The organism is Nocardioides astragali (genome assembly GCF_024436375.1).
Taxonomy (GTDB): domain Bacteria; phylum Actinomycetota; class Actinomycetes; order Propionibacteriales; family Nocardioidaceae; genus Nocardioides; species Nocardioides astragali.
In genome coordinates this window covers 334,572-359,645 of sequence record NZ_JAFMZM010000001.1, presented here as the reverse complement: position 1 = coordinate 359,645, position 25,074 = coordinate 334,572, and the positions used below count along the sequence as shown (strand labels likewise).

The window sequence follows — 25,074 nt, the reverse complement described above, 5'->3', positions numbered from 1 at the left end:
GGACCTAGCTGTCGTCCTCGGACGCGACCCTCAGCTTCTCCAACGCCTCGCGTAGCGGCCGCCACGTGTCGGAGCCGCTCGGCAACAACGCGTGCAGCTCACGCGCCATCTTGGCGCGGCGCTTGCCGTTCGGTGTCAGCAGGCCCTCGAATCGGCGGTCCTGCAGCCACGCTTGGTTCGAGCTTGCATGTGCAGCGACCGCGTCGAGGAGGATCTCAAGGGCACGCGCGCGTTCGGCAACGTTTTTGCCCCTCGAGCGTGAGCCAGCGGAGCTGGCCTCCCACAACTCCTGCCGCAGTACGTCGCCGTCCAGGTCGAGCCGTGCCGGGGGCACGGTGATACGGCCGGGACAGACAAACACCTTGACGGTCGTTGTGGCCGGGGACTGCCCCGGCGTCGCCTTAGCCACGAGAAGCATCGGCGGCGGCCACCACGTGGCCGCCCGGGAAGACGGGGCGTCAGCTTGCGTCAGCAGTCTCTGTGGACGCGGGAATCGTCTGCCGAAGGCTGCCCACGTGACGCTTCACCTCACGCAGCGTGTGGTAACGGTCCGCCATGAAGGCACTTGTCAACGCGACCGGGCTCAGACCCTCGTTGAAGGTCTGAGCGGTCCAGCTCGACCCGTTTTCGAGCTGGCGGAGCCCCGAAACTGCCTCGAGCATCTTCTGGGTGATCCACTCCTGGGTCTGGGTTTCGATTACTTCGGCCTTGGTCTCGTCACCCTCGGGATTCGCCCACTCGTTGACGGCCTCGACGATTGCCGTATATCCGCGGAACTGCTTATTGAGCACGAGAAGCGGCGCGGTGGCGCCGTCTTCTCCGACCAGAGCGGCAGCACGGTCGTGCAGGCCCCGGAGGTCTCCGCCGACGAGGGCGTAGCTTGATGCCTCTTCCTCGGTGCGCCAGATCGGCTCCAGCTCCAAGGAGGAGTAGACGAGGTCGGCCGACTCGCCGGCGTCGCTGAGCTGGCTCAGCAGCGAGCCGATACCCCTAGCGCCGCTGCTCTTGCGGGTGATGGAACTGGACGACGAGGACGTCGAGGTCCCATTGGACTTGGTGCCGCTGGTGCCACCGCTGACAGTGGGGCCGGAGGCCTTGACGCTGCCGTCCGCGCGACGACGAGCACGGACGGGCCGCAGTAGGGACATGACGTCTTTGAGGCGCTCCTTGATCCGCTTGTTGCGGTCGGGGTCCTCGATTTGCATGCGCTCCTGCTCGTCAGCCATGACGTCCCTGATCTCCTGGGGCATGGTGGAGCGGAACTGCTCGGCCCAGAAGACCCAGGCCTCGTGCTCGAACACGGGCTTGCCGCCGACGAGCACGTGGGCGCGGGCGAAGTCGGAGGTGACGGTGTCGCCCAGGGGCTCGACGACGAAGCCCACGCGGTTCTTGCCGAGCAGCACCCCGAAGCGGGCGAAGTACGCGTTGGCCATGCTGCTCGTACGCCAGTCATGGACCTCGTTTTGGTACAGGATGCCGATCGAGCCACCGCTGAAGGTGCGGGTGGACACGTCTGAGCCGGGGCCGGTCGGCAGGACCCACCAGTGAACGTTGGCAGCGGGGTGCCCGACGGCGGGGTCGCCCGCCACAGTCACGGTCCCGGAGTAGTGGTCGCCGAGTTTCTTGCTGGCGTCGTCCCACACCGCGGCCGTGCCGTTGACCCGCGAGAGGTTGAACGACCGACCCTTGCCCTTCGTGCGCTCGACAGCCTCCTCGCGGCTGATCGGCCAGTCCTCGACGTCACCGGTTGGAACGCGTACGAGCATCTCGATGCCTTCGTCTTCGAAGCGGTAGAAGCGCTGGTTGAGATACTTGAAGAGCCAGCCGCGCGGGCTGCCCGCAGGCACGAAGGTGTTCTCGCCCGAGGAGTTGCCGAGGAAGGTGACCACGGTCCCCGACCCCGCCTCGATGATGAAGTCCGGGAAGAACTCCGTAGGCACGGAGACGATCTCCTCGCCGCCGTCGCCGAGCGGGATGAGGCCGTACTGCTTGGTCTGCTTGTTCCAGCCAACCTGCACCATGCTGGCTTCCCCCGCCTTGAGCGAGCGGATGAGGAGGCCCTCCTTGTGGCGAGTCGGGCCGCTGATCTTGAGGCCCATCCCCTGGTTGCCGGTAAGCGACTGGTTCTGGTTAGCGCCCCGAACGGCCAGGGTCGTCGTGTAGACGCCCAGCTCATGGCGCGTCATGCCGTCGCCATTGTCGGCACAGGAGAGGTACCAGGCCGGGGGTTCGGTCTCGCTGAGCATGGCCCAGTCGACGTCATACTCGACGCGGCCTTTGGGGCCGCCGCGGGAGGCGACGCGCCGGGCGATGGCCTCGGCGCTGTTCTTGGCTGCCTCGCGGTACTCCTGGTTGGGCAGCAGCTCGGCTGCCAATTTGTCCGCAATGAAGTCGGCGTTGTCTACATGAAACATGTTGAGTTCTCTCTCGAAGGCGGCTCGGAGTGAGCCGGTGTCGGGTTCACTGCGCGTGCCGGCGCGAGAGGAGGACCGAAATCGTGCTCCGTTGCCAGAAGTTGCAGTGCAGAGAAGATACCCGGACCCAGATAGCTCTGACTAGAGGGCTCACCAGAGAACTTCGAACAAGTTTTCGACGATTCGGACTGGAGTTACACTCATGTAGTCCGCATAATGATGCCTATGACCACACGGATGACCGGCGTAGGCCTGTTCGCTGGCATCGGCGGGGTGGAAGAGGGCCTCCGCCGCTCTGGCGCCTCCGACGCCGTGTTGCTGGTCGACAACTGGACCCCTTCTCAGCAGGTGCTCGCCGACCGTTTTCCCCACGCCGACCTGCAGGGCGACGTCGCAGTCCTGAAATCCTCCCCCAAGGTCGACGTGATGACCGCCGGCTTCCCGTGCACCGACCTCTCGCAGGCCGGCCGCACCGCTGGAATCGGTGGCAAGGCGAGCGGCTTGGTCACCCACGTCTTCCGACTGCTGGAAAGCGCACAGCCGACATGGCTAGTCTTCGAAAACGTCCGGAACATGCTCGTGCTCGACGGCGGGAAGGCCATGCGCTACCTGGTTGACTCCCTTGAGGAGCGCGGTTACCGGTGGGCATACCGCCTTGTAGACAGCCGTAGCGTCGGAGTTGCCCAGCGCCGGCAGCGGGTGATCATGGTCGCCAGCCAGACGGAGAATCCTGCCGACGTCCTCTTGGTGGACGACGCCGGTGAGCCGGGTCCGGATTTCTACAAGGGATCGTCCTACGGCTTCTACTGGACCGAGGGTCTTCGCGGTCTCGGCTGGGCGCACGATGCGGTACCCACTCTCAAGGGCGGCAGCACCGTCGGCATCCCCAGCCCGCCCGCCATCTGGGTGCCCGACGGCCCCGAGGGGCACAAGCTGGTCATGCCACGCATTGAGGAGGCCGAGGAGCTCCAGGGCTTCGCTCGTGGTTGGACTCAGGCAGCCGACCTCGGCCGGACCAACGGGCCCCGCTGGAAGCTGGTCGGCAACGCCGTGACCGTCGGGATCAGTGAGTGGCTCGGTCGCCGGCTGGTCTCCCCCAGTGACCACGACGCCATGGACGGTGTGCGTGTGCCTGGTGGCAAGTGGCCCCTCGCCGCGTGGGGTGGCAACGGTGAGGTCTTCGAGTCGCCGGTCTCCATGTGGCCCGAGCAGGCCCCATACAAGCACCTGCTCGAGACGGTCGACGTCTCCGAGGGCAAGCCGCTCAGCCACCGGGCCGCCGCAGGCTTCAAGAGCCGGATGGAACGCTCCACGCTTCGCTTCGACCCCCAGTTCCGGGCAGACGTCTCTGAGCACGTCGCAGCTACTGCCTGAAGGCTAAGTTCGAGGCATGCCGAAGGCCAGCAGCCCCGAGTATCTCCGGCGAATGCAGCGCCAGAAGCGAGTCGGGACGAAACCCGAACTGGCGCTGCGCAGACTCCTCCACGCTCGCGGCCTCCGGTATCGAGTCGACGCGGCTCTGCCGATCAAAGGCGTCCGACGTCGCGCAGACATCCTGTTCACCAAGCGGCGGGTCGCCGTGTTCGTTGACGGGTGCTACTGGCACGCGTGTCCGACTCACGGTACCGAGCCAAAATCCAATGGTGCTTGGTGGGCGGAGAAGCTTGAGGCCAACGTGCTTCGGGATCGCGACACCGACCGTCGACTGGCGGAGCTCGGTTGGGAGGTTGTGCGCATCTGGGAGCACGAGGATCCCGAACAGGCAGCCAAGCGCGTCGAGGCAGCCGTTCGTTAACCTTCGTCGCCCTGGTCGCCAAACAACCTCAAGTCGTCCTCGGTCTCGCCAGCGCTCTCAATCACATACTCCAGGGTTAGGGGCTTCTCGTTCTCAAGGCCGTCGGGAAGGCTGTCGGCAGGTGGCGCCCACCTGAGGTCGGGGGTGGCGTACTTTTCCGCAGCGCTGACTCCGGCGTTGCGCATCTCCACTGCCTGGTCGATTCTCTCCATTAGTTGATCGAAACTGATTGTGTCTTTCTCGTTGGGTGGCTGGTTTTTGGGTGGGGCGTCGCGCACATCGAAGAACCTCACGTTCCCGTCGAAATCGATCAACCCCACGTATACATTCTCGAACAAATCGAATCGGCCCTCGGGAGAGTCGCGCCCCGTGCGCTTCCGCAGAGTGAAGACAATGTGGGCGAAGCTGCTGTGCCCGTTGACGCCGTCCCAACAACCGTCCTCTGGCAAGAACATTAGAGCAGTTAGAACGGCGAACGGCTGCCGGCGATGAAGCGTGTCGGCCTCATCGCGAAGTTCCATGTCGTTGCGTTTTACGTTGCGCTGGTAGCGGCCGATCGACCGTTCTTTCGTCTTCGGGTCCTGATGTGTGTCCCGAAACGTCAGGGTCTTAATTGAGACGCCGGCAATCAGGCCAGCCATGTCATCAATCACCGCGACGTCGGTCTTCTTGCGGTCAACCTTTCCGCCGACCGTGTACTCCTGTTTGCTCCCATCCGGCTCAGGCGTAATCAATGCCTTTGGGTAGTAAACACGCAAGCCGTTCGCCACAGTTGTAGCTAAGGCATTGCTGAACTTTTGCGCCCAATTCTTTTTGAGGCTTTGATTCGTGCCGCCACCGGTCCGCGGCAGCGTAGGTGGGCGCTCCCCTGCCTGCTGTAGCGCACTTGCAAGAGGCGGGAGCTGTGAGCTGGATTCGGTCGACACGACTGGCATCCGCAAAACATACGGAACATCTGCGGAGATGGTTGACGGTTCGGACCACTGGGCAGAACAGAGTGGAGGGAGCCGACCTGGCTCCCCAGGGGGATGCGCTGGGCAAGCAGGAAGGTATGGGTAGTAGCAGCACGAAGGGCCCGCCCCCACGGGACGGGCCCTTCCGCGCCATGGTCAGCTGCAGCCGCTGGTGCTCCCACACCCCTCGCACACGTAGCACGACCCAGCCGGCCGCATCTTCGTCCCGCAGGTCATGCAGAGCGGGGAGTCGACGGCGGTGCCGGTGAGCTGCTCGAAGAGCTCGGCCGTGGTCTTGGCCTCGCCGGTGGTGACGCGGGCGGGGACCTCGCGGGCCTCGTTGCCGTGGGTGTCCTTGGCCTCGACCTCCTCGGCGTCGATGACCTCGGCGGAGGCGGGGGCGGAGTGCGCCTCGACGAGCTCGGCAGCGGAGCCGGTCTCCTCCACGATCGGCTCGTAGGAGCCGGTCTCGAGGTGGCGCTGGCGCTCCGCGGCGGAGTAGATACCGAGCATCGAGCGCTCCTCGAAGGACATGTAGTCCAGGGCGAGGCGGCGGAAGATGTAGTCCATGATCGACTGCGACATCCGCACGTCCGGGTCGTCGGTCAGGCCGGCGGGCTCGAAGCGCAGGTTGGTGAACTTCGAGACGTACGTCTCCAGCGGGACGCCGTACTGCAGGCCGATCGACACCGCGATCGAGAAGGCGTCCATCACGCCGGCCAGGGTCGAGCCCTGCTTGCCGAGCTTGAGGAAGACCTCGCCGAGCTGGCCGTCGTCGTGGGCACCGGAGGTCATGTAGCCCTCGGCACCGCCGACGGTGAACGACGTCGTACGGGAGACGCGCGACTTCGGCAGGCGCTTGCGGACCGGGGCGTAGACGACCTTCTCCACGACCTTGGTGTTCGCGGCGTCGGCTGCGTCCTTGGCGTCGGCGGCGTCCTTCTTGGCCTTGCCGCCACCGTCGGACAGCGGCTGGCCGACCTTGCAGTTGTCGCGGTAGATCGCGGTCGCCTTGAGGCCGAGCTTCCAGGACTGCATGTAGACGTCCTCGATCTCCTCGACCGTGGCCGACTCCGGCAGGTTGACCGTCTTGGAGATCGCGCCGGAGAGGAACGGCTGCGCGGCAGCCATCATCCGCACGTGGCCCATCGGCTTGAGCGAGCGGGCGCCCATCGCGGTGTCGAAGATCTCGTAGTGCTCGGTCTTGAGGCCGGGAGCGTCGACGACGTGGCCGTGCTCGGCGATGTAGGCGACGATCGCCTCGACCTGCTCGGGCTGGTAGCCCATCTTCCGCAGCGCCCGCGGGATCGTCTGGTTGACGATCTGCATCGAGCCGCCGCCGACGAGCTTCTTGAACTTCACCAGGGAGAAGTCGGGCTCGATGCCGGTGGTGTCGCAGTCCATCATGAAGCCGATGGTGCCGGTCGGCGCGAGCACCGAGGCCTGCGCGTTGCGGAAGCCGTTCTTCTCACCGGTCTTGATCACGTCGGCCCACGCCTTGGTGGCCAGCTTGTGCACGCGGCTGTCCTCGGTGTGCAGCACGCGTACGACGTCGTTGGCCGCCTGGTGCTTGCGCATCACGCGCTTGTGGGCCTCGGCGTTGCGGGCGTAGCCGGCGTAGGGGCCGACGATGCCGGCGAGCTCGGCGGAGCGCTTGTAGGACGTACCGGTCATCAGCGACGTGATGGCAGCAGCCATCGAGCGGCCACCCTCGGAGTCGTAGCCCAGGCCCATCGCCATGAGCAGCGCGCCGAGGTTGGCGTAGCCGATGCCGAGCTGGCGGTAGTCGCGGGTGGTGTCGCCGATCGGCTCGGTCGGGAAGTCGGCGAAGCAGATCGAGATGTCCATCGCGGTGATGATGAACTCGACGGCCTTCGCGAACAGGGCGGCGTCGAAGGTGTCGTCGTCCTTGAGGAACTTCAGCAGGTTGAGCGAGGCGAGGTTGCACGAGGAGTTGTCGAGCGACATGTATTCCGAGCACGGGTTGGACGCGGTGATGCGGCCGGTCTCGGGGTTGGTGTGCCAGTCGTTGATCGTGTCGTCGTACTGCAGGCCCGGGTCGGCGCAGGCCCAGGCGGCCTCGCTGATCTTGCGGAACAGGTCGCGGGCGTCGACTGTCTCGATGACCTCGCCGGTGCCGCGGGCGCGCAGGCCGAACTCGGCGCCGTCCTCGACCGCACGCATGAACTCGTCGGTGACGCGGACCGAGTTGTTGGCGTTCTGGTACTGCACGGACGTGATGTCGGCGCCACCGAGGTCCATGTCGAACCCGGCGTCGCGGAGGGCGCGGATCTTGTCCTCCTCCTTCGCCTTCGTCATCACGAACTCCTCGATGTCCGGGTGGTCGACGTCGAGGACGACCATCTTGGCCGCCCGACGCGTGGCGCCGCCCGACTTGATGGTGCCCGCGGACGCGTCGGCGCCACGCATGAAGGAGACCGGACCCGACGCCGTACCGCCGCTGGAGAGCAGCTCCTTGGACGAGCGGATGCGGGAGAGGTTGAGGCCGGCGCCGGAGCCGCCCTTGAAGATGAAGCCCTCCTCCTTGTACCAGTTGAGGATCGAGTCCATCGAGTCGTCGACCGAGAGGATGAAGCAGGCCGAGACCTGCTGCGGCGACGCGGTGCCGACGTTGAACCAGACGGGGCTGTTGAAGGAGAAGTACTGGTTGACGAGCAGCCAGGTCAGCTCGTGCTCGAAGATCTCGGCGTCGCCGTCGGTCGCGAAGTAGCCGTGGTCGATGCCGGCCTTGGTGTACGTCTTCACGACCCGGTCGATGAGCTGCTTGAGGCTCCACTCGCGTACGTCGGTGCCGACCGCGCCGCGGAAGTACTTGGTCGTGACGATGGTGGAGGCGTTGACCGACCAGAAGTCGGGGAACTCCACGCCGCGCTGCTCGAAGACGGTCTCGCCGGTCTTCCAGTTCTGCTGGACGACGTCGCGACGCTCCCAGGTGATGGCGTCGTAGGGGTGGGTGCCCTCGGTGCTGAAGACACGCTGCAGGGTCAGGCCCTTGCCCTTGGCTCCCTTGGCGCGGGTGCTCACCGTCTCGGTCATTCGATCCTCTATCCCTGGTCGTTGCTGAACGTCACGAGTCGTCTCGCGGTTGCTTGGTAAGCCCGGCAGGCAGCTTCCCCACTACCTGCCGGGCCGATTGGGGTCAGCCCGAACGAGCGGGCTGATCATGGGTGGCGCGCTCAAGCCGGAGCATCGAGATCTCGGCCTCGAAGTCGTCGGCGGACTCGAACGCGCGGTAGACGGAGGCGAAGCGCAGGTAGGCCACCTCGTCGAGCGCCCGGAGCGGGGCCAGGATGGCCAGACCGATCTCGTTGGCGTCGAACTCCGCCTGGCCACTCAGGCGCAGCGTGTCCTCGACCTCCTGGCCGAGGCAGGCGAGCTGGTTGTCGGTGACCGGTCGGCCCTTGCAGGCCTTGCGGACGCCGGCGATCGCCTTGTCGCGGTTGAACGGCTCGGTGGCGCCGGAGCGCTTGAGCACCGTCAGCTGCATCTTCTCGACCGTCGTGAACCGGCGGTCGCACTCCGAGCAGGCGCGGCGGCGGCGGATCGAGCCGCCGTCGTCGGCGACGCGCGAGTCGAGGACCCGGGTGTCGGTCTGCCGGCAGTAGGGACAGTGCATCGCGGGTCTCCTCTCGGGTCGTGTGCGGGCGCGCTTGATACACCCTCGGATTGGGTGTGCACTTGCTGTGGATAACCAGCCTGAAGGTGTGGGCGAAGCCCCGTCCTTCTGTGAGCGAGCTGGGGATAACTACATCGGTGTAATACTAGATGTAGTGGTAACCATACGTCGCGACCACAAGACTTGGCAAGAAACGCGTGGGATCTGCCGAGGAAAATCTGGCGCTCGGTAAAACCGCAGGTCAGTGCGTTGCGGCACTCCCGGCGGCGGCGTGTCGGGGTGGGCAACTGGTCCATTCCACTGTCCCCCTCAGGTCACTTCCGCCACAATGAGGCCGTGTCCACGGGTAAACGAGCAGGGTCGCGCAGGAGCACCCCGCCACCCCGGACGATCAACAAGACGGCCCTCTTCCTCGGCGCCGCGATGACCTTCTGCGTGATCGCCTGGGGCTACCTCGTCTACGCCGCCATCGACTTCGGTACGGCCGCGCGCGGGGGCTCCGGCGGCTCGGCCTGGCTCTTCATGGCGCTGGCCAGCCTGGGCGCGATCGCGTGCCTCTTCATCGGGCTGCTGTTGATCGCGCGACTGATGCGGGCGCTCGGGATCACCTCCCCTCCCCCCTCCGACGCTCCTTCCGAGCCGCGGCCGGTGGGTGGGAAGCGCGCGGCGCGCTGAGGGGTGTTCGTGCGGCTGCTGTTGCCTAGCTCGAACTCTGCTCGCGGCATGCGCGAGTGATCTTCGACCTAGGGGTTCGGCCGCTCACTCCAGGACGAGCTGCGGGAGGGCTTCGACGATCTGTAGGTCTTGCGCCGTACCGTGCACCGTGAGCGTGTCCGGGATGGCGACCCACTCGCCATCACCAATCCGATACTCACCGCTGTAGGTCGTGACCGCGACCTTGCCGGTGTGTTGGTAGGCGTGGGTGACGTCGAGGTCCGGGTGGGGTGCACCCGGGCTGGAGGTCGTCGTGCTCGTCTCGTCGCCGAAGTGGAACGTGTACGTCGTGGGCACCGCCAGGATGGTCACCCGCCGGCCAGCGATCCTGACTTCTTGGGAGATCGGCTCCTTGTCGAGGGTGTAGAAGTTCGTCTCGAAGTTGACCAGCGTCTTGCCACCCGGGGGTTGGATCACGAGTTCCGAGCCAGGCCACTCGATGCGCTTGAACTCGCGGAGGATCAACTGGGCAATGTCGACCTGGTCCACCTCGTCGTCCGGCACGCAGACGTCACCGACGTCCGTCCCGTCCATGTAGACGTCATGCACGAACCCCGTCTCGCCGTTCTCGTTGCACTCCACCTGCTCGGCACAGATGCCGCCGTTGCCGCATTGGATGGAGACGACCCAGGTGTGACCGTCGCCGGAAGAGGACGCCTGCTGAAACTCGCCCCACGTCATAGGGCAATCTGCGTCGACCTGGGCCCACCCGACGCTTACACAGCTCTGCGCCAGCGCTCGGTCAGGCATGACAAACAAGGCCGAAACGGTAAGGGCGAGAACTGTCACCAACCGGCAAACCATCTGGACATCCGTCACGACAGAATTCCGAAGTAGGTGACCAGCCACTCCGAACTGGCGCGTTTGAGGATCACGCGAATGCGGGTCTTGCCGCCAGGCAGTCGCTCGGTCTTGCCCGTGTCGCCGTGATGGATCACGGTCTCCGGCACGCTTTGCGACACGTCATACGTAGGTGGGTTGGTCGCGTAACGCTGAATGTCAGTGATCACTGTCCCTGCGAATTCAGCACTGCCGCCGGCGCGATACACGTCCTTCACACTGGTCACGAATCCCTGGCACGGCTTGCAGTTCGGAGCCATGGCGGAGTACTCGTCCGTCTCCCCGGTCACCTGCATCTCGTCCCCAGCCTCCACCCACCGCCGAACGAACTCTTCGGGATTCTCCGCCTCCGGCGTCTCCGTCTCGGTCGGCGAAGGAGTGGACGAGGATGTCGTCGGGTCAGGAATCTTCGGCGTGGGCTCGGGGTCGTCCGTGCACCCGGCCAGGAGCAGGGGAACGGAGACAGCGAGCGCGAGTGCGCGGCGTACGTGCATGAGGTGCCTTCCCGAGACCAACGTCAGCACGCCAGAAACTACCCATTTCACGACCGCTCAACCACCCGGGTGTCGAGCCTGTGGATAACCCCGGTCGCAAGTGGCGGCGAACGACATGATCCAGCCCCGCGGAGATGTCGTACGCCGCCACCCTCGGCCCCGACATGTCGTACGCCGCCACCTTCGAGCCGCACGCCCCCGGTGCGCGACACAAGATGAACACAAATGCGCCGAGGGGCGGGCCAGTGGCCCGCCCCTCGGTCTTCCCCTTTGGTTCCACCAGCCGGGGTCGAAGCGGCTGATGGAGGCCTCACACGTCAGTCGGAGACGACTGGAACGCGGAGCTTCTGGCCGGCCTGGAGGCCGGTGGTCTCGAGCGCGTTGAGGCGCTCGATCTCGGTCATCACCGAGCGGACGTCACCGTCGGCGGCGATGTCGCTGGCGATCCCCCACAGGGTGTCGCCGGGCGTCACCTGGACGATCTCGGTCGGGATCGGCTCACCGGCCGAGTCGGTGCCGACGGCGCCGCCGGCCAGCGCGAAGGCGACCGCGAGGACCAGGAGCAGCGAGGTCACGAAGACCACGAGCCGGCCGCGTCGGGTCAGCCGCACGGTGGAGCGCGGTCGGGCAGGTGCGGGGGTGAAGACGGGGGCAAGGCTGAGGGTGCTCATTTGTGGCCTCCTGGGGAAGATCAGCCGGTCGTTGCTGTCGAAGCGATGTCTAGTCGGAGCCACCGACAGTGGGCCTGGACCCGAGATCGGTGTCGATCAGACGTTCGATCGAACAGGTGTACGACGTTAGAGCACGTGTTCGAACAGCGCAAGCCTCCAGTCGAACAATTGTTCGGCGTGTCGAAAATCCCCGCGAGATCAGCGCTGGCGCTTCCTCATCGCCCGTCGACCCTGCGCCGCGAACAGCCCCGCCGCGTGCTGGAAGACGCCCGGTGCCAGCGTGGTGGTGCGCACGACTCCCCCGCGCCACGCCGGCAGGGTCTGCACCACCCGCCGCGACCCGACGAGCGAGACCGCCGCCTGTGCCACCTCCGTGACCGTCAGGATCCGGGCAGAGTGGACGAGCTGGGAGCCGAGGCCGGCGGGATCCTGGGCGGCCAGCATGGCGGTGTCGGCGCCGTCGGGGCAGAGCGCGTGCACCCGCACCCGGCCCGGCGTCTCGGCGTTGACCGAGGCACTCAGCGAGACGACCCCTGCCTTCGTGGCGGCGTACACGCTGTAGCCCGGCACCGGACCGAGCCCGGCGAGCGAGGCGATGTTGACCACGTCTCCCCCGGCCGGGCCGAAGGCGGCCAGGGCGGCCCGCGTCCCCCACAGGGTGCCGAGCAGGTTGACGTCCACCAGCCGGCGTACCTGCTCGTCCTCGAGCGAGGCCAGCGTGCCGTCGTCGCCGACCCCGGCGTTGTTGAACCACACGGTGAGCGCGCCGTGCCGCGCGGCCTCCGCGGCCACGGCGCGATGCGACTCCGGGTCGCGTACGTCCTGCTCGACGCCGACGGCGGCGCCGATCTCCGCCACCGTCGCTGCCGCGGCCGCTCCGTCGAGGTCGCTGACCACGACGCGGTGCCCGCGCGCGACCATCAGCTCCGCGATCCCCCGCCCGATCCCGCGGGCTCCACCGGTCACGACGCACGAGGTCACCATGCAGCGGACAGTAGCGACACGCGAGTTCGAACAGGTGTTTGATCCCGAGGCACCGTGAGGGCTACGGTGGTCTCACCAGCCACCTCGTCAGCCCTCGTGAGCCCGAGGGGTGGCCCATCGCGTCGAGAGGTTCCAGAGATGCCCAAGTCGGACGGCAAGAACGTCATCGAGATGCCCGACGGACCCCCGGACGCGACCGGCCTGACCCCGCGCCAGCAGCGCGTCCTCGCGACGATCAAGGACTCGATCGAGAACAAGGGCTATCCGCCCAGCATGCGCGAGATCGGCCAGGCCGTCGGTCTCACCTCCTCCTCCAGCGTCGCCCACCAGCTCCGCGTCCTCGAGGGCAAGGGCTTCCTCAAGCGCGACCCCAACCGGCCGCGTGCCCTCGAGGTCTTCCTCCCCGAGGTGATGGCCGCCCGTCGCTCGCTCGGCAGCGGTGAGGAGTCGAGCGTCGACGAGACCGGCATCGGCGACATCGCTCCGACCGCGGTCAACATCCCGGTCGTCGGCCGGATCGCCGCCGGTGGCCCGATCCTCGCCGAGGAGCAGGTCACCGACGTCTTCCCGCTGCCCAAGCAGCTCGTCGGCGACGGCACCCTCTTCCTGCTCGAGGTCTCCGGCGACTCGATGGTCGACGCGGCCATCTGCAACGGCGACTACGTCGTGATCCGCCAGGAGCAGACGGCGAGCAACGGCCAGATCGTCGCGGCGCTCATCGACGGCGAGGCGACCGTGAAGACCTTCCAGCGCAAGGACGGCCACGTCTGGCTGCTGCCGCACAACGAGGCCTACGACCCGATCCCGGGCGACAACGCCACGATCCTCGGTGTCGTGACCGCGGTGCTGCGCAGCCTCTGAGAGCGCCGTTGCGCGCTCACGTCGTGAGGGCCACGATGGCGACCTGGCCAACCGTCGGGAGCGCGCATGAGCAACGTCCGGGAGTCCTACGACTACGTCGTCGTCGGAGGTGGGGTCGCCGCGGCCAGCGCGGTCAAGGGCATCCGCTCCGAGGACGCGAGCGGCACGATCGCAGTGCTGGGCGCGGAGCCGGACAAGCCCGTCTACCGCCCCGACCTGTCCAAGGGTCTGTGGCTCAAGGACGACGCCACGCTGGAGGGCTCGTCGCTCGCCGGCGACCTCGATGACGACGACGCCGTCGACCTGGTCACCGACACGACGGTGACCGAGATCGACCCGGGCGCGCACGTCGTACGCCTCGCCGACGGCAGCAGCGTCGGCTGGGGCAAGCTCCTGCTGGCCACCGGCGCCGAGCCGCGCACCCTCGCGCTCGAGCCCAGCCCGCGGGTCGTCTACTACCGCACCGCGGCGGACTACCGGCGCCTGCGCGACCTCGTCCTTGCCGGCCGCCACGTGGCGGTCGTCGGAGGCGGCTACATCGGCTCGGAGATCGCCTCGGCGCTCGTGCAGAACGACGTCTCCGTGACGTTGGTGCTCGACCTCGAGGACGTGCAGGAGCAGATGTTCCCCCGCGCCCTGGCCGCGAGCCTCACCCTCGCCTTCCAGGAGCGCGGCGTCACCGTGGTCCACGGCTCGGTCGCCGGCGGCGAGGAGACCGCCGACGGCGTGCGGATCCGCCTCGACGACGGCAGCGACGTTACTGCCGACGCCGCGGTCATCGGCGTCGGCGTCCTGCCGCGGACCGGCCTGGCCGAGGCGGCCGGCCTCGACGTCGACAACGGCATCACCGTCGACGAGCACCTGCGCACCAGCGCACCGGACGTGTACGCCGCGGGCGACGTCGCGTCCTACCCCGACGCCCTCCTCGGTCGGCGTCGGGTCGAGCACGTCGACCACGCGCAGAAGTCCGGCGAGCTCGCCGGTCGCGTGATGGCCGGCGCCGACGCGACGTACGACTACACGCCGTTCTTCTGGTCCGACATCCTCGACGCGGGCTACGAGGCGATCGGCGAGACGAGCAGCAAGCTCGAGATGGTGGAGGACTGGAAGGACAGCCCGGGGGGCACCGGCGTCGTCTACTACCTGGGCTCCGGACACGTACGCGGCGTGGTGCTGTGGAACGTCTGGGACAGCGTCGACAAGGCGCGCGACCTGATCGCGGAGACGGGAAGGGAGCCGGTCGCCGACCCGGAGTCGCTCCGGGGCCGGATCCCGCTGGGCTGAGCTCGGCGCGGTGTAGCCTCGCCGCGATGTCACGCCCAGACGAGGACCTGTCCCCGGAGGTGTTCCGCACCCGCCCGGGCAACCGTCGTCGCCTGACGCCGGCCGCGGAGTCCACGCTGGAGGGGTTGTCCGCGGCGGGCGAGGAGTCGGGGTGGCTCAGCCCGCTGGCGTACAACCTGACGATCAGCCACAGCCACCGCTTCGTCTGGTATCGCGTGGCGAAGGTCGCGACCCGCACCATCCGGCACCACTGCGAGACCCACGGGGTCAGCCTCGACGTCGACCACGCGATGCGAGTGCGCTACCCGCTGGCGGCGTTCGCCGACTACTTCACCTTCGCCTTCGTGCGCGACCCGCTGGACCGCTTCGTCTCGGCGTGGCAGGACAAGGTCGTCAACGCCAACTACTACGACTTCGATCCGGCCACCCACGAGCGGATGCAGGAGGTCGAGGAGTTCGCCCGCTGGACCGCGGCGCAGGACCTCTCGGCCGTGCCTGGCACCGACCAGCACCTCACGCTGCAGAGCCGGATGATCGACCTCAACCGCGTCGACTTCGTGGGGCGCCTGGAGACCTTCGACCGCGACTTCGCCGAGGTGTGCGACCGCGTCGGCGCACCGGCGGTGCCGACCGCGCCGCAGAACCAGACCGCCCCCGGCGGCCGTGACCGACAGGTCTCCGACGAGCTGCGCGAGCTGGTGGGGCAGATGTATCGCCGCGACTACCAGGTCTTCGGCTACCCACGTCCGGAGCCGTGACCGTGGGCGTCGAGCGTCCCACCTTCACCCGCACCCGCGTCCGCGAGGGCTACGACTGCGCAGACGTCGACCGCGCCGTCGACCGCATCATGGAGAGCCTCTCCGCAACGCACCCGAGCATCGGCGCGGGCGAGGTGGCGGAGCTTCGCTTCAAGCCCATCAGGTTCGGAGCGGGCTACGACATCGGCGAGGTGGACGGCTGGCTGGACGAGGTCGTCGTGGCGCTGGGCGGCCGACCGGTCGAGGCGCTCCCACCGGGGCCAGTCGTGGCGCCCCCGCTGGAGCAGGTGACTGACGACACGGCCATGTCGGAGGCGGCCATGGACCGGTGGCAGGCGGCCGCCATCATCGTCGTCACCCTGGTCGTGACGGTGCTGATCTACGTGTCGCGCTTCTGACCCAGCCGCTTGAGCGCCTGGCGTACGAGGGCGGGGTCGGTCGTCGACCACATCGGCGGCAGCGACGCCTTGAGGAAGCGGCCGTAGCGGGCCGTCTCCAGCCGCGGGTCGAGCACAGCCACGATGCCGCGGTCGGTCGTCGTACGGATCAGCCGCCCGGCGCCCTGGGCGAGCAGGAGCGCGGCGTGGGTGGCGGAGACCTCCATGAAGCCGTTGCCACCGGACGCGTCAGCTGCCTTGGCCCGCGCCGACATCAGCGGGTCGTCGGGGCGCGGGAACGGGATCCGGTCGATGATCACCAGCTGGCAGGTCTCGCCCGGCACGTCGAGGCCCTGCCAGAGGGAGAGGGTGCCGAACAGGCAGGTGTGCGGGTCCTCGACGAACTGCTTGGCGAGCTCGGGGAGCTGGGCGTCGCCCTGGGCGAGGGTGGTGAGGTGCGGCAGCCTGGCGCGCACCGCCTCGGCCGCGACCTCGGCGGCGCGGCGGGAGGAGAACAGGCCGAGCGTACGTCCGTCGAGGGCGTCGACGAGGTCGCAGATCTCGTCGAGCTGGGCCTGGCCGAGTCCGTCGCGGCCGGGCTGCGGCAGGTGGCGGGCGACATAGAGGATGGACTGCTGGCCGTAGTCGAAGGGCGAGCCGACGTCGAGGCCCTTCCACGGCAGCGCCGTCTCGTCGCCCGGCGTCGCGACCGGGAAGTCGACGCGCTCGGTGGGCTTGAGGCCGAGCGAGGTCGCCACCGCGCTGAAGTCGCCGCCGAGCATCAAGGTGGCGCTGGTGAAGATCACCGTCTTGTCGGTGAGCAGCTTGTCGCGCATCGGACCCCAGACCTGCAGCGGCGCGACGTGGAGCCGGGCGGGGAAGCGGTCGCGGGCCTCGCCCAGCCACAGCACGTCGGCCTGGGAGCCGGCAGCCATCCGCTCGGCGTTGACGAAGACCTCCTGCACCATGCCCTTGGCCTGCGTGCGCCCGGCGTCGCCCTCGCCCTCGCCGCCGGACTCGCGGGGGTAGGCGGACAGGCACGACCGGGCGGCGTCGCGGACGAGGACCAGGGCGTCGGCGAGCTGGGTGGGGACCTGGTCGATGCGACCGGGCGGCATCGCCTCGAACGCCTCGGCCAGCGCGCCCGCGGCGTCCTCGAGGTCGCCGGCCGGATCGCCCTCGGCGCTCTCGGTCCACCGGCTCGACCGACGGGCAGCGCGCTCGATGTCGGTGGCGGCCAGCTCGTCGGTGGCCGCCTGCGTGACCCGTGCGGTCAGCTCGTGGGCCTCGTCGATGACGACGGTGTCGTAGTCGGGGATCATCGGCACGTCCTCGATCGCGTCGATCGCGAGGAGGGAGTGGTTGGTGACGATCAGGTGGCTGCGCTGCGCCTTCTCCCGCGCCAGCTCGGCGAAGCACTCCGCGCCGAACGGGCACTTGCTCGCGCCGAGGCACTCACGGTGGTTGACCGACACCTGCCGCCACTCACGGTCGGTGTGGCGCGGGGCGTTGTCGCGCTCGCCGCTCGCCCCCTGCTCGGACTCCTCCTCGGCCCACGCGCGCAGCTCGAGGACCTTCTCGGCCATCGACCCCAGCGGGACGTCGACCAGGGTGCCCTGGTCGTCGGGAACGCCGGCGCGGATGCGGTGGAGGCAGGCGTAGTTGGAGCGGCCCTTGAGGACGGCGTACGACGTGTCGATGCCCGGGACGTCCTTGACCGCCTCGACCAGCCGCGGCAGGTCGCGCTCGACGAGCTGGTGCTGGAGGGCGAGGGTCGCGGTCGCCACCACGACCCGCTTGTCGTGGAGCATCGCGGGGACGAGGTAGCCCAGGGACTTGCCGGTGCCGGTGCCGGCCTGCACCAGCAGGTGGCGGCCCTCCTGCATGGCCTCGGCGACCTCGTCGGCCATCCGGACCTGACCGTCGCGCTGCTGCCCGCCGAGGGCCTCGACGGCGCGTGCCAGCACCGCCGCGACGGGGGTGGTGGCAGTCGCGGTCTCGGGCACCAGAGAACCCTACGCGGCGGCGCCGACACCTCGGCGTACGCCATCCACAACGCGCCGCGACCACGGCCCACTCAGGCGGCCGTAGGTCCGCTCGACGCGCGGCATGCCGCGCGCCCAGCGACCACGGCACGCGACAAGTGTGCTCCGGTCAGTCCTTCTTGCGGCCGATCTGGCGCTGGATGCGGCTCTCGGGCTGGCCGAGCACCTTGGCCAGAATCTTGACCCGGTAGCGATAGGCCACGACACCGAGGACCACGATCAGCACGAGCCAGAACATGAACATGGAGTGAGCGTACGCGGCCCCGCAAGCCCGACCTCCAGGGGAGAACTTGCACTCCGAGGGGTTTGCAACCCCCTCGCGCTGCGGGTTTCCCCGCGTACGCGGGGAAACCAACCCGGCGACCAACCAGACCCAGCAACCCTCAGACGACGGCGCCGGAGTCCTCCGGAGTGCGGACGACCTTCTCCTTCTTGACCCGGCCCATCGGCCACTTCTCCTGGAAGTAGGTCAGCATCGGCGTGGCGGTGAAGACCGAGGAGTAGGTGCCGACGATCAGGCCGATCAGCAGCGCGATCGAGAAGTCGCGCAGCGAGTCGCCACCGAGCACGGCGAGCGCACCCAGGATGAACATCGAGCCGAGGCCGGTGTTGACTGTGCGGGGCACCGTCTCGACGGCGGCCTTGTTGGCCAGAGCGTTGAACTCCTCGTCGGGACTCGAGCCGAACCAGCGTTCGCGTACGCGGTCGAAGACGACCACGGTGTCGTTGACGGAGAGACCGACGATCGTCATCGCCGCCGCCAGGAAGATGCCGTCGATGGGCTTCTCGAGCCACGCGAAGATCCCGACCACGAGGACGACGTCGTGCGCCATGGCCAGGACGGCTGCGACGCCGAACGTCCATTTGAAGCGGATCGCGAGGTAGAGGAGCTGCGCGAGGAAGGCCACGCCGAAGGCGATCAGCGCGTTGTTGCGCAGCTGCTCGCCGAGGGACGCACTGATCCGCTGGTCGTCGATCTTGTCGACCTCGCCGCCGTCGACGGCCAGCGCGTCCTCGATGCGCTGCTCCTCCTCGTTGGAGATGTCATCCACGCGGACGGTGAAGTTGGCCGTCTCGGCCGTCTGCACGACTGCATTGGGGAAGCCGGCATCGGACACCGCGGCGCGGGCCTGGTCGATCGTCATCGTGTTGCTCACCTGGTAGTCGAGCTGGCGACCGCCGGTGAACTCCACCCCGAGGTTGAGCCCGTTGATGACGATGCCCGCGACCGCGATGACCAGCGCCACGGCCGACACCGCCAGCCAGCGGGCGCGGTTCTTCATGATGTCGGGAGCGGTCTCGTCGAGCCAGGTGCGCACCCGGCCGACGTTGCTCAGCCCGCTGATCGCGGGCCGCTCGTTGATGGGCTTGTTGGCCACGGCGAGGTCGCAGAGCACCCGGGCGATGATCAGCGCGGAGACCATCGAGGCGATGACACCGATGGAGAGCGTGACACCGAAGCCCTTGATCGGGCCAGAGCCCAGGAAGAAGAGCAGCCCGGCCGCGAGCAGGGTGGTCACGTTGGAGTCGATGATCGCGCTCCAGGCCTTGTTGAAGCCGACCGCGAGCGCCCGCCGCAGGCCGGCGGACGGATAGGCGGCGTACTCCTCCCGGGCGCGTTCGAAGACGAGCACGTTGGCGTCGATCGCCATGCCGATGGCCAGCACGAAGCCCGCCAGACCCGGCAGGGTCAGCGTGGAGCCGAGGCCGAGCAGCATGGCGTACGCCAGGAGGGCGTACGACCCCAGCGCGATGGTGGCCATCGCGCCGACCAGGCGGTAGACCACGACGATGAAGAGGCCGGTCAGGATCAGGCCGATGATGCCGGCCTCGATGGAGGCGTCGATCGCGGCGGCACCGAGCGTCGGTCCGACGAGGCGGTCGGAGATGGCGGTCAGCTCGAGGGGCAGGGACCCGCCCTCGATCAGCGCGGCGAGGTCCTTGGCGTCCTTCGAGGTGAAGTTGCCGGTGATGTCGGTGGAGCCACCGCGGATGCCGACCTCGCAGCCGATGCCGTCCTGGACCTCGGGCGAGGTGATGACCTCGCCATCGAGCACGATCGCGATGCGTCGCTTCGGGTCACCAGTGGGGTTGCAGGCGGCCGTGCCGGTGATGTCGGCCCAGGTGTCGCCACCCTTGCCGTTGAAGTCGATCGCCGTGACCCACTCGACGCTCGTCTCTCGCTGGACCGCGCTGGCGCCAGTGATCTCGTCGCCCTGGATGACAGCGGGGCCGACCTCGAGGGTGTCGCCCTGGTCGGAGGGCAGGACGAGGTTGTCCTTCTTGCTCGGCTCGGCATCCGGCTGCGTGGTGGACAGCACCTCGTGGATGGTCAGCTTGGCGGTCTGGCCGATCGTCTCCTCGGCCTCCTGCGCCTCCGCGTCGCTCGCGACGCCGGGCAGCTCGACGAGGATGCGGTTCTCGCCCTGGCGGACCAGGGTCGGCTCGGCGACGCCCAGCGCGTCAACGCGCCCGCGCAGCACCCGGAGGGTCTTGTCGACGTTCTCCGCGTTGGCCGGGACCTCCTCGGTGCCCTCCGCCTCGAAGACGAACTGGGCACCACCCTCGAGGTCGAGGCCCAGGTTGGGCTTGACGTTGAGCGCCAGCGCCGCACACCCGGCCAGCAGGCCGAGCACGAGAATGAAGCGTATCCACACACCACGTGACATGCGCGACATCCTCTACTACGAGACTTCGAACGCCCGAATCCGGGCACGGAGGGCTCAACGCGCGACCGTACGGGAGAGTTCCGCCGGGTGCGCGGGGGTCAAGCTGGCCGCGGGAACCTGAATCAGCGTCAGCGGGCGTACGCCGACAGCTCGCCGGCGAGGTCGGCGTTGGCGCGGCCTACGACGAGCGTGCCGTCGCCGGTGTGCTCCATCGAGCCGATCTCGGCCTCCTGGTGGATCCGGTTGACGAGGTCGCCGCGCTCGTAGGGGAGCAGCACGTCGAACTCCACCTGGGGGCGCGGGAGCTCCGACTCGATGGTCGCGAGTGCCTCGTCGATGCCCTCGCCGGTCTTGGCGCTGACGACCACGCTGTGCGGCTCACGCGCCCGGAGCCGGCTGATCACGAGCGGGTCGGCAGCGTCGGCCTTGTTGATCACGATGATCTCGGGGACCTTGGTGGCCCCGATCTCGGCGAGCACCACCCGCACCGCGGCGATCTGTCCCTCGGGGTCCGGGTGAGAGCCGTCGACCACATGGAGCAGGAGGTCGGAGTCGGCGACCTCCTCCAGCGTCGAGCGGAAGGCCTCCACGAGCCCGTGCGGGAGGTGACGGACGAAGCCGACTGTGTCGGACATCGTGTAGATGCGTCCGTCACTGGTCGTCGTACGCCGGGTGGTGGGGTCGAGCGTCGCGAACAACGCGTCCTCGACCAGGACCCCGGCGTCGGTCAGCCGGTTGAGCAGGGAGGACTTGCCGGCGTTGGTGTAGCCGGCGATCGCGACGCTGGGGATGTGGTTGCGACGGCGCGACTGGCGCTTCACCTCGCGGGTGCCGCGCATCTCCTTGAGCTCGCGGCGGAGCTTGGCGATCTTGGTGTTGATCCGGCGGCGGTCGGTCTCGATCTTGGTCTCACCGGGACCGCGGCCACCGATGCCCTCACCGCCGGCGGCGCGGCCACCGGCCTGGCGGGAGAGGTTGCCACCCCATCCACGCAGGCGCTGCTTCATGTACTGCAGCTGGGCCAGCTCGACCTGCGCCTGGCCCTCCTTGCTCTTGGCGTGCTGGGCGAAGATGTCGAGGATCAGCGCGGTGCGGTCGACGACCTTCACCTTGATCTTGTCCTCGAGGTTGCGCAGCTGGCTGGGCGCGAGCTCGCCGTCGCAGATGACGGTGTCGGCGCCGGTGGCCTGCACGATCTCGCGGATCGCGTCGACCTTGCCGCGTCCGATGTAGGTCGCCGGGTCGGGCTTCTGGCGACGCTGGAAGACGGCCTCGAGCACCTCGGAGCCGGCGGTCTCGGCGAGCAGCGCGAGCTCGGCCATCGAGTTCTCGGCGTCGGTGACGCTGCCCTCGGTCCACACCCCGACGAGCACCACGCGCTCCAGGCGGAGCTGGCGGTACTCGACCTCGGTGATGTCCTCGAGCTCGGTGCGCAGACCGTCGACGCGGCGCAAGGCATGGCGCTCGGCCAGCTCCTGGGCGCCGATGGTCAGCTCCTCGGGGTCGGCGTCGCCGAACTCGTCGTCGTACGACGTGTCGTCGGCGTAGCCGGACTCGAAGTCGTCGCTGTCGTCAGCCGGGTCGCTGTCGAGGGTGCCGTCGAGCTCGATGGCGTCCTCGTCGTCCCACGCGCGGGTGGCGTCGAGGGCGTCGTGCAGGTTGAAGTCGTGCGCCGGGAAGTCAGGTGCGTTCGTCATATACCGACAAGGGTAGGTCGCCGACCTGACCTGCGCGAATGACTTAGCCGGATCGGCTCAGGCGCGCTTGATCCGGACGGCGCGGGAGGTCGCCGACGCGCACAACGGCTGCTCGGGCGAGGCGACCGTGACGTAGTAGGTGCCGGCGCGGACCGGACGCCGGGTGACGAACGCCCCGGACGACCGGCTCGACCAGGCGCTGGTCGGCACCCCTCTTCTGGCGCCAGAGGGTGATCGTCGCTCCGGCCCGGCAGCCCACGGCGGGCGAGGTGATCGTGCCGCGGAGCCGGGTGCCCTTCACGCGCAGGCCGACCTGGCGCTCGTAGGCGCACGAGGTCTGGCAACCAGGGATGGCGGTCGGGGCGGGCACCGGGATGGTGGTGGGCGTCGGACTCGGACTGGTGGCAGGTTGCGTCGTCGGGGGCTGCGTCGTCGGGGGCTGCGTCGTCGGGGGCTGCGTCGTCGGCGGCTGCGTCGTCGGCGGCTGGGTGGTCGGCGGCGTCGTCGAGTCGCACGCGTCGCCGATGCCGTCCAGGTCTGAGTCCTCCTGGCCGGGGTTGAAGACGAAGGGGCAGTTGTCCTCGTAGTTCAGCCACCCGTCGCCGTCGGAGTCCCGCTCGACCGGCTCGCACGGGAGCTGTGACTGGGGCTCGGCCGCGCCCTGCGTGGCTGCGGCCGGAGGCGGCGCCGGACAGGCCGTCGGAGCAGCCGGCGCGGGCTGCGACGCCGACTCCGCCGACGCGCCGGGCTGCGTCATGCCGATGGCCGCCACGGCAGCCAGCACCACGCCCACGAAGATCCTGCTCCCGATGCGCTCTCCCATGGCGGGCCTCTTCCCACCCGGGCACGGGGCCAAACCCGTCGACGCGAAGTGGTGAGCGCCGGATCAGCGACCTGGGCGTCGGACTGCCCCGCAGGCCGGTCTCACGCGCGGTGGCGACCCTCGAGCACGCTGTCGATGAACTCGGTGTCGATGAACTCGTCGCACGCTGCGCGGACGTCGTGCGGCGTGTGTCCGGCGCCCACCGCCACGACGCGTACGCCGGCGCCGTGGAGCCGATGGACCAGGGGAAGTGCCGAGGTCAGGTCCCCCGCGATCACCACTTCGTCGACCGCGGCATCGCGAGCGATGTCCATCGCGTCGATGGTCATCGCCACGAGGGCCTGCTCACCATCGTCGGAGAACTGGTGGAACGAGTGCAATCCCTCCTGCCGCAAACGCCTCGCCCAGTCACCGAGGTCGGCGCTGCCCCAGTCGGCATAGGCGCGGCACACGTACACCGAGCCACGCTCCCCCACTCGGGCAAGGAGTCCGGTCGCCACATCGGCAGACATGCGACGCGCGTCGATGAGCAGGGCGATCCGGTTGCCCTGGCTGGTGTCCGTGTCCGTGGTGCGCCGCGGGAGCGGCGGGAGCGGCGCGCTGGCCAGCACCCGGTCGACGTCGACGGGCGCCACGTGTGTGCCGCCCATTCGGTCTGGTTGCACTCGTTCTGGCTCCGGGGCAACCCGGAGGATGCTCTCGCGCCGGACGCGGTCCTGCACCGTGGTTCCCACGGCCATCCAGCGACGGACCAACGAGGTCAGCTCGCCGTCCACGGCCGTGCCCGTCGCCCGGTCGTTCTCCTCCACCGCTCCGAGCGGCTCTCTCATGTTTGTCATCGCTGCCCCCCACAGGCCTGATGAATCGGTGTGCTCTTCTACAGGCACCATCCCCCCGGACTCGCGGTCGCGTGAGTCGAATGCCCGAAGTCCGGACGTTCGGCCTAGACCACCGCGGTGCTGGAACAGAGAGCCCGGGTCAGCGGCGGCGGATCCGCACGGTGCCCGACCGGTCGCTCGCGCAGAGCGGCTCCGCAGCCGAGCCCACCGTCGCGTAGTAGCGACCCGGGCGGCGGGGAGCCCTCGTGCGGTAGGCACCGGTGGATCGGGTGGTGACGACCACGAGCTTGCGGTCGGCGCCCGATCGCTTGAGCCAGATCGTCACCGGCACGTCGCGACGACATCCCACGGCCACGGACTCGACCTTCCCCACCAGTCGATGCCTGGCGACCCGGTGCCGGAGTCCGACCGAGCGCTCGTAGGCGCAGCCGGCCGTGCAGCCCGGGATGCTCGTGGCCGGGGGTGGCGGCGTTGTCGTCGGCGTTGTCGTCGGCGTTGTCGTCGGCGTGGCCGTCGGCGTGGGCGTGGGAGGCGCCGTGCCCGGTGTGGTGTCGCAGGCGTTGCCGACCCGGTCGCCGTCCCAGTCCGTCTGGGCGGGGTTGGCGACGAACGGGCAGTTGTCGCTGGTGTCGACGACCCCGTCGTTGTCGTCGTCGGGGTCGCACGCGTCACCGGCACGGTCCCCGTCGCGGTCGCGCTGGTCGGGGTTGTGGAGGCCGACGCAGTTGTCTTCCGTCCTGTCGCCGGAGTAGTCGCGGTCCTCGTCACAGTCGGACCAGGTCACCGTCGCGGTGAAGAAGTAGTGGGCGAAACGGTCGCCGTCCACCTCGAGGTACCAGCTCGGGTAGTTGGCCGACACGTAGTCCGGAAGCGGGTCGCGCGGCCGGACCCGTACCTCGCTCGTCCCGTACGGGATCGGGTCCCAGTAGCCGAGCTGCGCATCGTCGTCGAAGGTGACGTGGGAGTAGTTGCCGTTGTCGAGCCGGCCGCCCATGTCAGTGAGGACCCGGCGCTCGCCGGTTCCGCCTGGGTACGACGACCCGGGCTGGCCGTTGACGAGGGCGATCTCGCGCTGCATCTCCCAACTGCGCCACGGGAGCCCGATGTCGAGGTCGACGAGGCGGGCGGCCGCATAGTCGTCGAAGGTGACCGTCTCGCCCCCGTAGGACTCCACACATGAGGGTGGGAACGGCCCGGCCGCCCGGGCAGGAGAGCTCGT

23 protein-coding genes are annotated in these 25,074 nt (G+C 68.6%); 7 read left to right on the top strand and 16 right to left on the bottom strand.

The genetic code is table 11. The features are described from left to right. Window positions 1-4: 4 nt before the first annotated feature. The gene (locus J3P44_RS01865) at window positions 5-418 is read right to left on the bottom strand and encodes a hypothetical protein (RefSeq protein ID WP_255888526.1); all 414 of its coding nucleotides are present in this window, start codon (window positions 416-418) and stop codon (window positions 5-7) included. Window positions 419-458: 40 nt separating this feature from the next. Then, on the bottom strand, window positions 459-2,414 hold the full coding sequence (locus J3P44_RS01860; protein WP_255888525.1) for a hypothetical protein: 1,956 nt from the start codon (window positions 2,412-2,414) through the stop codon (window positions 459-461). Between the two features lie 225 nt (window positions 2,415-2,639). Between J3P44_RS01860 and J3P44_RS01855 the strand changes: the two genes are divergently transcribed. Continuing rightward, the gene (locus J3P44_RS01855) at window positions 2,640-3,788 is read left to right on the top strand and encodes a DNA cytosine methyltransferase (RefSeq protein ID WP_255888524.1); all 1,149 of its coding nucleotides are present in this window, start codon (window positions 2,640-2,642) and stop codon (window positions 3,786-3,788) included. Window positions 3,789-3,804: 16 nt separating this feature from the next. After that, entirely contained in the window at window positions 3,805-4,209 is a 405-nt protein-coding gene (locus J3P44_RS01850; RefSeq protein WP_255888523.1) for a very short patch repair endonuclease, read from the top strand. Here J3P44_RS01850 and J3P44_RS01845 read toward each other — a convergent pair. The 3 genes from J3P44_RS01845 to nrdR all read right to left on the bottom strand — a co-directional run bounded on the left by J3P44_RS01845 (window position 4,206) and on the right by nrdR (window position 8,799). After that, complete coding sequence (locus J3P44_RS01845) at window positions 4,206-5,135, bottom strand: hypothetical protein (RefSeq protein ID WP_255888522.1); 930 nt, start codon at window positions 5,133-5,135, stop codon at window positions 4,206-4,208. The genes J3P44_RS01850 and J3P44_RS01845 overlap by 4 nt on opposite strands. A gap of 183 nt (window positions 5,136-5,318) precedes the next feature. Further along, window positions 5,319-8,219, bottom strand: a complete 2,901-nt coding sequence (locus J3P44_RS01840) for a vitamin B12-dependent ribonucleotide reductase (protein WP_255888521.1) — start codon at window positions 8,217-8,219, stop codon at window positions 5,319-5,321. 103 nt (window positions 8,220-8,322) lie between these two features. Then, window positions 8,323-8,799 carry a transcriptional regulator NrdR gene (nrdR, locus tag J3P44_RS01835; RefSeq protein WP_255888520.1) on the bottom strand — a complete coding sequence of 159 codons (477 nt, stop codon included), beginning with the start codon at window positions 8,797-8,799 and terminating at the stop codon, window positions 8,323-8,325. A gap of 336 nt (window positions 8,800-9,135) precedes the next feature. On the opposite strand from nrdR, the gene J3P44_RS01830 reads away from it, so the two are divergent. Continuing rightward, window positions 9,136-9,474 carry a hypothetical protein gene (locus J3P44_RS01830; RefSeq protein WP_255888519.1) on the top strand — a complete coding sequence of 113 codons (339 nt, stop codon included), beginning with the start codon at window positions 9,136-9,138 and terminating at the stop codon, window positions 9,472-9,474. 84 nt (window positions 9,475-9,558) lie between these two features. Here the strand turns inward: J3P44_RS01830 and J3P44_RS01825 are convergent, their stop codons facing one another. The 4 genes from J3P44_RS01825 to J3P44_RS01810 all read right to left on the bottom strand — a co-directional run bounded on the left by J3P44_RS01825 (window position 9,559) and on the right by J3P44_RS01810 (window position 12,502). Next, the gene (locus J3P44_RS01825) at window positions 9,559-10,332 is read right to left on the bottom strand and encodes a hypothetical protein (protein ID WP_255888518.1); all 774 of its coding nucleotides are present in this window, start codon (window positions 10,330-10,332) and stop codon (window positions 9,559-9,561) included. Next, entirely contained in the window at window positions 10,329-10,847 is a 519-nt protein-coding gene (locus J3P44_RS01820; RefSeq protein ID WP_255888517.1) for a hypothetical protein, read from the bottom strand. The genes J3P44_RS01825 and J3P44_RS01820 overlap by 4 nt, the downstream gene beginning before the upstream one ends. Window positions 10,848-11,164: 317 nt before the next feature. After that, the gene (locus J3P44_RS01815; protein WP_255888516.1) at window positions 11,165-11,518 is read right to left on the bottom strand and encodes a LysM peptidoglycan-binding domain-containing protein; all 354 of its coding nucleotides are present in this window, start codon (window positions 11,516-11,518) and stop codon (window positions 11,165-11,167) included. 198 nt (window positions 11,519-11,716) lie between these two features. After that, on the bottom strand, window positions 11,717-12,502 hold the full coding sequence (locus J3P44_RS01810; RefSeq protein WP_255888515.1) for an SDR family NAD(P)-dependent oxidoreductase: 786 nt from the start codon (window positions 12,500-12,502) through the stop codon (window positions 11,717-11,719). 138 nt (window positions 12,503-12,640) lie between these two features. On the opposite strand from J3P44_RS01810, the gene lexA reads away from it, so the two are divergent. The 4 genes from lexA to J3P44_RS01790 all read left to right on the top strand — a co-directional run bounded on the left by lexA (window position 12,641) and on the right by J3P44_RS01790 (window position 15,803). Further along, on the top strand, window positions 12,641-13,363 hold the full coding sequence (gene lexA / locus J3P44_RS01805) for a transcriptional repressor LexA (RefSeq protein WP_255888514.1): 723 nt from the start codon (window positions 12,641-12,643) through the stop codon (window positions 13,361-13,363). Between the two features lie 66 nt (window positions 13,364-13,429). Continuing rightward, window positions 13,430-14,647, top strand: coding sequence for an NAD(P)/FAD-dependent oxidoreductase (locus J3P44_RS01800; protein ID WP_255888513.1), 1,218 nt, complete (start codon window positions 13,430-13,432; stop codon window positions 14,645-14,647). Window positions 14,648-14,673: 26 nt separating this feature from the next. Continuing rightward, window positions 14,674-15,405: a sulfotransferase family 2 domain-containing protein gene (locus J3P44_RS01795; RefSeq protein ID WP_255888512.1), complete on the top strand. Its 732-nt coding sequence runs from the start codon at window positions 14,674-14,676 to the stop codon at window positions 15,403-15,405. Window positions 15,406-15,407: 2 nt separating this feature from the next. Then, window positions 15,408-15,803 (top strand): DivIVA domain-containing protein, encoded by a 396-nt coding sequence (locus J3P44_RS01790; RefSeq protein WP_255888511.1) that lies wholly within the window; start codon window positions 15,408-15,410, stop codon window positions 15,801-15,803. Here the strand turns inward: J3P44_RS01790 and J3P44_RS01785 are convergent. The 7 genes from J3P44_RS01785 to J3P44_RS01755 form a co-directional block, all read right to left on the bottom strand. Next, on the bottom strand, window positions 15,785-17,788 hold the full coding sequence (locus J3P44_RS01785; RefSeq protein WP_255888510.1) for an ATP-dependent DNA helicase: 2,004 nt from the start codon (window positions 17,786-17,788) through the stop codon (window positions 15,785-15,787). The genes J3P44_RS01790 and J3P44_RS01785 overlap by 19 nt on opposite strands. Before the next feature lie 148 nt (window positions 17,789-17,936). Further along, window positions 17,937-18,071: a hypothetical protein gene (locus tag J3P44_RS01780; RefSeq protein ID WP_255888509.1), complete on the bottom strand. Its 135-nt coding sequence runs from the start codon at window positions 18,069-18,071 to the stop codon at window positions 17,937-17,939. A 139-nt stretch (window positions 18,072-18,210) separates the two neighbouring features. Next, window positions 18,211-20,496 (bottom strand): protein translocase subunit SecD, encoded by a 2,286-nt coding sequence (secD, locus tag J3P44_RS01775; protein WP_255888508.1) that lies wholly within the window; start codon window positions 20,494-20,496, stop codon window positions 18,211-18,213. 128 nt (window positions 20,497-20,624) lie between these two features. Continuing rightward, window positions 20,625-22,193: a GTPase HflX gene (hflX, locus tag J3P44_RS01770; protein ID WP_255888507.1), complete on the bottom strand. Its 1,569-nt coding sequence runs from the start codon at window positions 22,191-22,193 to the stop codon at window positions 20,625-20,627. A gap of 43 nt (window positions 22,194-22,236) precedes the next feature. Then, window positions 22,237-23,016, bottom strand: a complete 780-nt coding sequence (locus J3P44_RS25725; protein WP_255888506.1) for a thrombospondin type 3 repeat-containing protein — start codon at window positions 23,014-23,016, stop codon at window positions 22,237-22,239. Between the two features lie 101 nt (window positions 23,017-23,117). Further along, entirely contained in the window at window positions 23,118-23,846 is a 729-nt protein-coding gene (locus J3P44_RS01760; protein ID WP_255888505.1) for an NYN domain-containing protein, read from the bottom strand. A gap of 148 nt (window positions 23,847-23,994) precedes the next feature. Next, on the bottom strand, window positions 23,995-25,029 hold the full coding sequence (locus tag J3P44_RS01755) for a thrombospondin type 3 repeat-containing protein (protein WP_255888504.1): 1,035 nt from the start codon (window positions 25,027-25,029) through the stop codon (window positions 23,995-23,997). Between the last annotated feature and the right edge of the window lie 45 nt (window positions 25,030-25,074).

Bases quoted from the DNA above. Each gene is read 5' to 3' on its own strand.
- J3P44_RS01815 (WP_255888516.1), bottom strand. From the start codon at position 11,518: ATGAGCACCCTCAGCCTTGCCCCCGTCTTCACCCCCGCACCTGCCCGA.
- J3P44_RS01850 (WP_255888523.1), top strand. From the start codon at position 3,805: ATGCCGAAGGCCAGCAGCCCCGAGTATCTCCGGCGAATGCAGCGCCAG.
- J3P44_RS01860 (WP_255888525.1), bottom strand. From the start codon at position 2,414: ATGTTTCATGTAGACAACGCCGACTTCATTGCGGACAAATTGGCAGCC.
- J3P44_RS01810 (WP_255888515.1), bottom strand. From the start codon at position 12,502: ATGGTGACCTCGTGCGTCGTGACCGGTGGAGCCCGCGGGATCGGGCGG.
- J3P44_RS25725 (WP_255888506.1), bottom strand. From the start codon at position 23,016: ATGGGAGAGCGCATCGGGAGCAGGATCTTCGTGGGCGTGGTGCTGGCT.
- J3P44_RS01795 (WP_255888512.1), top strand. From the start codon at position 14,674: ATGTCACGCCCAGACGAGGACCTGTCCCCGGAGGTGTTCCGCACCCGC.
- lexA (WP_255888514.1), top strand. From the start codon at position 12,641: ATGCCCAAGTCGGACGGCAAGAACGTCATCGAGATGCCCGACGGACCC.
- J3P44_RS01780 (WP_255888509.1), bottom strand. From the start codon at position 18,071: ATGTTCATGTTCTGGCTCGTGCTGATCGTGGTCCTCGGTGTCGTGGCC.
- secD (WP_255888508.1), bottom strand. From the start codon at position 20,496: ATGTCACGTGGTGTGTGGATACGCTTCATTCTCGTGCTCGGCCTGCTG.
- J3P44_RS01820 (WP_255888517.1), bottom strand. From the start codon at position 10,847: ATGCACGTACGCCGCGCACTCGCGCTCGCTGTCTCCGTTCCCCTGCTC.
- J3P44_RS01865 (WP_255888526.1), bottom strand. From the start codon at position 418: ATGCTTCTCGTGGCTAAGGCGACGCCGGGGCAGTCCCCGGCCACAACG.
- J3P44_RS01800 (WP_255888513.1), top strand. From the start codon at position 13,430: ATGAGCAACGTCCGGGAGTCCTACGACTACGTCGTCGTCGGAGGTGGG.
- J3P44_RS01760 (WP_255888505.1), bottom strand. From the start codon at position 23,846: ATGAGAGAGCCGCTCGGAGCGGTGGAGGAGAACGACCGGGCGACGGGC.
- hflX (WP_255888507.1), bottom strand. From the start codon at position 22,193: ATGACGAACGCACCTGACTTCCCGGCGCACGACTTCAACCTGCACGAC.
- nrdR (WP_255888520.1), bottom strand. From the start codon at position 8,799: ATGCACTGTCCCTACTGCCGGCAGACCGACACCCGGGTCCTCGACTCG.
- J3P44_RS01855 (WP_255888524.1), top strand. From the start codon at position 2,640: ATGACCACACGGATGACCGGCGTAGGCCTGTTCGCTGGCATCGGCGGG.
- J3P44_RS01840 (WP_255888521.1), bottom strand. From the start codon at position 8,219: ATGACCGAGACGGTGAGCACCCGCGCCAAGGGAGCCAAGGGCAAGGGC.